A 7,761-nucleotide genomic window follows, 5' to 3' on the forward strand; every position below is an offset into this window, starting at 1 on the left:
GAACACTTTCGACAAAACCTCAATTCGCTGCACGTCACGCTCGCTCAATCTCCCACGCCGTCAGCCGACGTCCGCCTTGAATTCGGACGTCGGCACGATCACCTCAGACGGTCGGAACGGTGCCTCCGTCGATGACGAACTCGGCGCCGTGGATGGCGGCCGCACGGTCCGAGGCCAGATAGGCAATGAGGTCGGCGACTTCGTGGGGGTCGGCCGGACGACCGATCGGGATCCCGCCAAGGCTGTCGAGGACTAGCTGCCGTGCCTCTTCGATCGTACCACCATTGGCCGCCTGTAGACGTTTCAGCAGGTCGACGGAGGACTCCGTCATGATCCAGCCGGGGGAGACGACATTGACCCGAACCCCCTTGGGACCAAGCTCCTTGGAGATGGACTTGCTGTAGGTCCTGAGCGCCGCCTTGGCGGAAGCGTAGGCGGTGGTGGCATCGGGCAGGGGAAGCACCGATTGGATGGAGGTAACGTGAACCACCGCGCCGCTGCCGCGTTCGATCATCTGCGGGATCAGAAAACGATCAAGGCGGACGGCCGCCAAGAGGTTGAGGTTCAGTTCGGACAGCCAGTGGTCGTCTGTAAGGGCAGTGAAGCCTCCGCCTGGTGTCGACGATCCGCCAAGAACATGAGCCAGGACGTCGATGCCGCCAAAGCGCTCAAGGGCGGCCTTGGCCAAGGTTGCTGCCCCCTCGGACGTCTTCAGGTCTGCCCGGACGAACTCGACGCTGTCGACGGACTCTGGTGTTCCGCGGGCTGAGGTAATCACGCGGGCGCCTCCTGCCAGGAAGCGGTCAACAGTGGCGCGGCCCGCGCCCTTGGTGCCTCCGCTGACCAGCACACGCTTCCCCGCAAACTCGGTTGGATCCACTTTGCTGTTCATGCCGTGATCTCCAAAGCCTTTATCCCGTCGTTCTCGAGGGAAAACCGATAGGTGAAACGGATCGGGCTGCGTTTGAAGTCACCGTAGACGGATCCTTCAACCACGACCTGAAGGTTTTCATGACGCACACTGTCCGGAGTGAAGATCGCCTTCACACCTGCAGCCTCGACGAGCAGGTTCCGCAGTTCGGCATGGCCTTCGTAACGACGTCCGTTGTCCAGCACGACCGTATCCGCGCTGAATGGCTTCAGCATGCCGTCAACGTCGAGAAGTGCGTTGGCTTTGACATAGTCCGCGATGGGTCTGGGTAATGGCGGGATCATGAGTGTCTCTCCTTTGCTTGCAGAAAATCTAGCACTCAGATATTGGTCAAATAAGTGGGATTAACTTGCATGCGCTGATGAAGGGATCGGGACAATGGAGCAGGCCAGCCTGAAGGAACTGGAAGCTGCGGTCGCCATCGCCCGGCGCGGGACGTTCCGCGCCGCTTCGATCGATCTCGGTATCTCGACCACCGCGCTGAGCCATACGATCGGCAGGCTGGAGTCGGCACTGGGAGTCAGGTTGTTCAACCGCACCACGCGGAGCGTTTCGCTGACGGATGCGGGGCGCCTGTTCATTCAACATGTCGCTCCGTCGTTGCAGGATCTCCACGCCGCACTGGAAACCGTGCGCGAGCAGCGCGAAACACCTTCCGGAACGATCAGGATCAACGCGGCACCGTTCGCCGCGCGCGCGATCATCTCGCCGCTCGTGCTCGAGTTCCTGCGCCGATATCCCGACATGAACGTTGACATCGTCACGGAGGGTAGGATGATCGACATCGTCCGGGACGGGTTCGACCTGGGGGTCAGAGTCGCAGGACTTGTTCCCACCGACATGATCGCCGTTTCGCTCGGTCGGCCTCAACGGCACGCTGTCGTAGGGTCTCCTGCATATTTCGAGAGGCACTGTGTCCCTGTGGTGCCGCCGGATCTCCTTACCCACAAGTGCATCCGCGTCCGGCTACCTGACGGCTCGACGTACCGTTGGCGGTTCGAGAAGGACGGCGAGCAGGTTCAGATCGACGTCGAGGGACAGATCTCGCTCGATGAAGCCAGCCTCACGCGGGCTGCTGTGCTCGCCGGTGCGGGCATCGGCTACCTGTTCGAACAGGACATTCTTCCGGAGATCAAGACGGGGCGGGTCATCCGAGTGCTGGAAGACTGGACACCGCCGTACCCGGGTCTCTGCTTGTACTACCCCGGAAGGCGGAATCTTTCGGCAGGGGTTAGAGCTTTTCTGGAACTCGCTCGTGAGCTTGCGCGGCGAGATAGTGATTAACGAACCCGAGTTGCAGTGATCAGGTGCAAGGCAGAATTACCCCTCGTGACCGCCGCTGCTGAGAGCTTGCGATCGAATGTCGCCAGCTGCCCCCCACGCGCCTTGGCGAGCGCAAGGAGATAGGTGTCAGTTACCTGCCCCGAAGTTAGGATTTTCGTGGGAGCGATATCACCTGACCCGACAGGCTCACATCGTCCGGCCAAAAGCTGTGCCCGGGGAGCGACGGCATTTTGCCAACGATCTCCATCACGAGTGACGGTGAACCGGGAGAATTCGGATATTTGGGGTTGCCGACAATCCGGATGGCGCCGTTTTCGGTAGTGGGGCAGGTAGCCCACGCGGCCTGACCCGTCGCTGCGAATCATTCGTGCGCATCGTCATGGGCAACATGGCCCGGATCGATTAAGGCAATCAGCACATTGACGTCGAGAAGGAAAGTCACGGCAGTTCGTCACGCAAGGCGTTGACGATCTCGAGCGTCACTGGCGGAGCATCCGGCTGAGGTGTTAGGAGAGGAATTCCATTGCGCTCGCCGCTGCTGCGCGGTCTGCGCAAAGAACGTCTAGCCAGTTCGGAAATGACTTCGCCGACGCTCCGGTGCTGCTGGGCTGCCATCGCCTTTGCGGCGATCAGTACATCGTCGTCGATTGCCAGGGTCGTTCTCATACCGGCCTCGTTGCGCATCAGTCATCACGCATCATATAAAGGACGAGGTCGGCCTTCTCAAGGTGGATGCGACGGGACGCAGTCATTGGTCCGATCCGCTCACGGCGGAAAAAATCACAGTCTCACCTCTCTGCGCGAAACACGGGTCTCCGCGTGAGGCATCGCTGCCGGCGGTTCGGTTGGTGAGTATGTTTTTACGTTACGCTTCCGGTTGGCGAACGTAATAACATTACCTATGCAGTCGCTGTCAATCATCGAGGACGCGATGAACAACACTTGTCTGGAATTCAGGAACCTGACGCTTGGCTACCTTGGCCACGCGGCCGCCGTCAAAACGCCGGGAGAGTGACATTCTTACTTTGCAGAAACAGGACACTTTAACTTTGCGGTGGAGAACCCAAGTGCAACAATGACGTGTGAAGGGTAGGGCATCAGCTACTTTCGCGCAAATGTGCCATGAAGACTTCGGCCGGTGTGCGGTAGCCCAGGCACTTGCACGGCAGCGAGTTCATGTGATGGGCAAGGGCGACCAGCTGCTGCTGGTTGACGGCGGATAGATCCGTATCGCTTGGCACAAAGCGGCGGATACGCTTGTTGGCGTTCTCGACGGCGCCTTTCTGCCAAGGTGAATTCGGATCGCAAAACCAGCTCCTGGCGCCGAGTCCATCTTCCAAAGCCCTGAAGCCGCGAAACTCGGTACCGCGGTCGAAAGTGAAGCTCTGCCGGGCAAAGGCGGGCAGCGGTGCAAGGGCATCGACGATCTTGCCGATGAGCGGTTGCGAGTGGCGGCTGCCATTCTTGATCATCACCGTGTAGCGGCTCTTGCGCTCGACCAGCGAGGTGACATTGGCGTTCCCGAGCGCGCGCTCGAAGATCAGGAGATCGCCCTCCCAATGGCCGAACTGCGAGCGATCGGCAATAAAATCAGGACGTTGAGCGATCCTGCAGTCAAACGGGATCAAGCCGTCACGGGGCTTGCGGGCGCGGCGTGGGCGGCGCTTGCGGCGGCCTTCCGGCAAATGCCGAAAGAGCTCCAGCGCATAATCTTCCTTGCCATAAATAAAGCGATAGATCGTCTCGGTGCAGACACGGACGGCGCTTACGCCATCGGCAAGCAGGCGACCGGCGATCTGCTCCGGCGACCAAAGCGCCTTCAGCTGCTCGATGACAAGTTCGCGTAATTGCGGGTGGCGCCTGAGCTTGCCAAGCCGTTGCCGACGCTCCTTCGAGATGTCGTTGGCGATGCCGCCGTAATAGCCGCTGTATTCCGGAAACTCGGCATCATGAAAGGTAGTGCGCTTCAGCTCACGATAGATCGTTGATCGATGCCGACCGAGTTGGCGGGCGTTCTCACCGACAGGTACCTTGCGTTCCATGAGCTGATGCAAACGTCGGCGATCGAAAAGGGTGAGCTGCGAATAGCAGAGCGACATCCAAAAATCTCCAAGAGGCAAGCCATTGTTTTCATCGCCTGAAAATAGAACATACAACTATAAATTGTATGTGGCGGCCAGGTTGAAATGTCCGCTGTTGCGCAAAGTTAAAATGTCACTGTGAGTGCGTCACCAACCATTTAGAAATGCGACATGCGACATCCCCACTGGCACTGAGGCAAGCCCCCGACCGGACCGGCTGGATCGGATTGCAAGGGAAGGGAGGGGGCGGGTGAGACGCACCAAACGCTTTAGCTTTGAGACCTTGCGACGGCGGATCATTCCGCCGCATCGAGCTCGGAGAGCGCTTGTCGCCGTCGGGCAATGACCGCTGGATCGTTCGTGAAATCGGTCCGACGTCCCGGCTTGCTGCCACTCGGTTTGTAACCGATCCTCTCGCTATTGGTCTTCACCTTCGGCGGCCGCTCGTCCTGGCGCTCCTTGATGTAGGCCAGCACATCGGAAAGCCGCTTGTTCTCGGTGATCGCCGCATGCGTCACCCGCTGGTCCTTATCGAACACCCGGTAGGGCAGGCAATGGCCTTTCCACCGCACATCCAATCGACCATCGGCATAGGCATAGGTCTCGACATAGCGACCAGCCAAACCGCGCGTCACATCGGTCTCCTCAAGCATGATCCGCTGGCGCTCGAACGAAAACGTCAGCTGCGATCCGACATAGCGCTGCTCGCGTTTGCACAGGATCTCTTTGAGCCGATCGGGCGCCAGATTCATTGGCCGATGCAGATCATCGGGTCGGGCAGGGACAACCGCAAACCGCGCATTGTAGTGCTCCATGAAGCCAGGCAGAAACGCATTGCCAGCCTCCATGCCGTCGATACCCGCCAGCCTTAATTCCTTGACCAGCCGATCCTGCAGCGTCCGGTTCATCCGCTCGACGCGACCTTTGGCCTGACTGGAATTTGCGCAAAGAATCTCGATGTTTAGCTCGCAAAGTGCACGCCCGCACCCTTGGCATCCTTCTTCGCCACCCGAAACACCGAATGTTTGTCGGAGTAAAAGGCCACAGGTGCCCCATGTTGCCTAAGGTAAAGCGCCAGCGCCTCAAAGTAGGTGAACGCGCTTTCCGAGCGCACGAACCGCAACTGCATCAACTTGCCGGTCGCATCATCGACGAACACCAAAAGCGAGCACGGCGGCCCGCGATCCTCGAACCAGCGATGCTCCGACCCGTCGATCTGCACCAGTTCGCCATAGGCCTCACGTCGCAATCGTGGCTGATGAAACGTCCGTCGCTGCTTGCGCGACAGCCAAAGTCCGGCATCCGCCATCCAGCTGCGCAGCGTCTCGCGCGACACCCGCAAACCATCGCGCTCAGCAAGCTTCTCGGCTGCCAAGCTCGGACCAAAGTCCGCATAGCGTTCGCGCACGATCGCAAGGGCATAATCCCGCACACCGTCGCAAATCCGATTGTTCGATGGCCGACCAATCGCCTTGTGCCGGATCGATGCTGCACCATCCCTCCGGATACGCTCCAGCAAGCGGCGGACCTGGCGCGTGCTTAAGCCCAGGACATGCGCTGCCGAAACCAGCGTCATGCGTCCGGCGATCACTTTCGACAAAACCTCAATGCGCTGCAGGTCACGCTCGCTCATCGCAATCAATCCCATCCGCAATCTCCCACGCCGTCAAACCGCCGGGAGAGTGACATTCTTACTTTGCAGAAACAGGACACTTTAACTTTGCGGCTACAATTGTATGTCACAGCTATTTAAAGATGAGACAAAGTAGTCGACTTAGAAACGCGACAACATCCTATCCATTACTACTGCATTTGCAAGTTGCTATATTTAAAAAGTACGGAGACGCAAGCCGCCGGCCGGGTGGAGCTGGTCAGGGTTGCGCAGCCCGGTCGGCGGCGGATGGCTCCAGCTGCAAGATAAACTTTAGCTTTGACATCCCGATCACTCCGCCGCTTTCAGCTGCGCAAGGGCTTGCTGGCGCTTGGCGATGACCACCGGATCCTTGGTAAAATCCGTCTTCCGGCCAGGCTTCGTGCCGCGCTTTTGATAGCCATTGCTCTGGCTGCCGTCGCGAATGCCGAACATATGGTCCGTCTGGCCGGTGCGGCGCGGCCCGCCCTTGCTGCGCTGTTGCTCTCGTCCGGCCTGCATCTCGGCCACCACCGCCAGCATGTCATCAAGGCGCTTGTTCTCAACCACCTCGCAGCGGTGCACCGAGCGCAGCGTGTCGAAGGTTCTGTAGGGCAGGGACGTCCCCTCATGGGTGACCTCGAGGCGACCGTCGGGATAGTCGCAGACAATGACCTTCTTGCCGGCGAGCGCCGTGGCGAGGTCGGTCGGATCGAGGATGAACATCACCTTGTCATAGCGCAGCGTCAGCGACTGCGACAGCTTGCGGATCTCCTTGCGGCACATCGCGCCATCGAGGTTCTCATGCGCGGCAAACGGCCGATGCATGTCCTTCGGATTGCGCGGCGCCTTGCCAAAGCGGCGATTGAAGTCGGCCATGAACTCCGGCGCATAGGCATTCGCCGCCGCGATCGTGTCGATGCCGCGCAGCCGCAGTTCCTTGACGAGGCGATCCTGCAGCGTCTGGTTGGCGCGCTCGACGCGTCCCTTGGCCTGCGGGGTGTTGGCGCAGATGATGTCGATGTTGAGTTCATAAAGGGCTCGCCCGAACTGCGTCAGGCCACTGGTTCTGTCCTTCTTGGAAGCATGGGTGGTGCGGAAGACGCCATGCTTGTCGCTATAGAAGGCGATCGGCTTGCCCCATTGCTGCAGGTAGGCCTTCGTCGCGTGCAGATAGTCGAAGGTGTTCTCCGATCCGGCGAAGCGTAAGTGCAACAGCTTGCCGGTGGCATCGTCGATATAGACGAGCAGGGCGCATTTGGGGCCGCGGCCTTCGAACCACCAATGAAGCGAGCCGTCGATCTGAACGAGTTCGCCGAAACAATCGCGCCGGCCGCGCGGCTGGAAGACCCGCTTCTTGCGCTCGCGTCGCGACACCCAGATGCCGACTTCCATCATCCACTGACGCAGCGTCTCCTTGCTGACGGCAATCCGGTGGCGCTCCAGCAGCTTCTCGGCCGCCAACGTTGGTCCAAAATCCCCGTAATGCTCACGCACCAGATCGAGCACCAGGTTGCGGAAATCCTCGCTATGACGCCGGTTGCTCGGACGGCCGCGCTTCTTCGACACGAGACCGTCGGCGCCGTCCAGGTCATAGGCCTGCAACAGCCGGTGGACCTGACTGCGGCTGAGACGAAGCAACGCGGCCGCCTCGACGACGGTCAGGCTGCCACCGCGAATCCGCTGTATGAGTTCAAGACGATGCAATTCCTTCTGCGACATGGTGATCAAACAAGACATGACGACTCCGAACGCTCATGGTCTCAACCACGCTTCACGTCGCCAGTCTTCCTTCCAAACGTTGACGTTTGACCAGCATCCCGAGAGGCGACGAC

The 7,761-nt window shown here is 59.8% G+C and carries 6 protein-coding genes and 2 pseudogenes; 1 reads left to right on the forward strand and 7 read right to left on the reverse strand.

Annotated elements, in window-relative coordinates; all coding sequences use genetic code 11:
• Positions 1-103: 103 nt before the first annotated feature.
• Both ACTJKL_RS10760 and ACTJKL_RS10765 read right to left on the reverse strand, forming a co-directional pair.
• The gene (locus ACTJKL_RS10760; RefSeq protein ID WP_018099177.1) at positions 104-892 is read right to left on the reverse strand and encodes an SDR family oxidoreductase; all 789 of its coding nucleotides are present in this window, start codon (positions 890-892) and stop codon (positions 104-106) included.
• A complete protein-coding gene (locus ACTJKL_RS10765; protein WP_440852857.1) occupies positions 889-1,215 on the reverse strand; it encodes a nuclear transport factor 2 family protein in 327 nt (108 codons plus the stop codon). The genes ACTJKL_RS10760 and ACTJKL_RS10765 overlap by 4 nt, the downstream gene beginning before the upstream one ends.
• A 94-nt stretch (positions 1,216-1,309) precedes the next feature.
• Between ACTJKL_RS10765 and ACTJKL_RS10770 the strand changes: the two genes are divergently transcribed.
• Positions 1,310-2,215, forward strand: coding sequence for a LysR family transcriptional regulator (locus tag ACTJKL_RS10770; RefSeq protein WP_411933538.1), 906 nt, complete (start codon positions 1,310-1,312; stop codon positions 2,213-2,215).
• Here ACTJKL_RS10770 and ACTJKL_RS10775 read toward each other — a convergent pair.
• The 5 genes and pseudogenes from ACTJKL_RS10775 to ACTJKL_RS10795 form a co-directional block, all read right to left on the reverse strand.
• Positions 2,212-2,657, reverse strand: a pseudogene (locus tag ACTJKL_RS10775) (TA system VapC family ribonuclease toxin). The gene ACTJKL_RS10770 and the pseudogene ACTJKL_RS10775 overlap by 4 nt on opposite strands.
• On the reverse strand, positions 2,654-2,881 hold the full coding sequence (locus ACTJKL_RS10780) for a CopG family transcriptional regulator (protein ID WP_411933569.1): 228 nt from the start codon (positions 2,879-2,881) through the stop codon (positions 2,654-2,656). Before ACTJKL_RS10780 ends, ACTJKL_RS10775 begins: the two are co-directional and overlap by 4 nt.
• A gap of 431 nt (positions 2,882-3,312) precedes the next feature.
• Positions 3,313-4,314, reverse strand: a complete 1,002-nt coding sequence (locus ACTJKL_RS10785) for an IS30 family transposase (RefSeq protein ID WP_440852858.1) — start codon at positions 4,312-4,314, stop codon at positions 3,313-3,315.
• Between the two features lie 278 nt (positions 4,315-4,592).
• Positions 4,593-5,944: pseudogene (locus ACTJKL_RS10790) on the reverse strand (ISNCY family transposase).
• 294 nt (positions 5,945-6,238) lie between these two features.
• On the reverse strand, positions 6,239-7,666 hold the full coding sequence (locus ACTJKL_RS10795) for an ISNCY family transposase (RefSeq protein WP_440852859.1): 1,428 nt from the start codon (positions 7,664-7,666) through the stop codon (positions 6,239-6,241).
• Positions 7,667-7,761: the final 95 nt, after the last annotated feature.

Origin of the sequence: Sinorhizobium sp. 22678 (assembly GCF_052044265.1) — a bacterium.
In the GTDB taxonomy this organism is placed as follows: Bacteria; Pseudomonadota; Alphaproteobacteria; order Rhizobiales; family Rhizobiaceae; genus Sinorhizobium; species Sinorhizobium meliloti_A.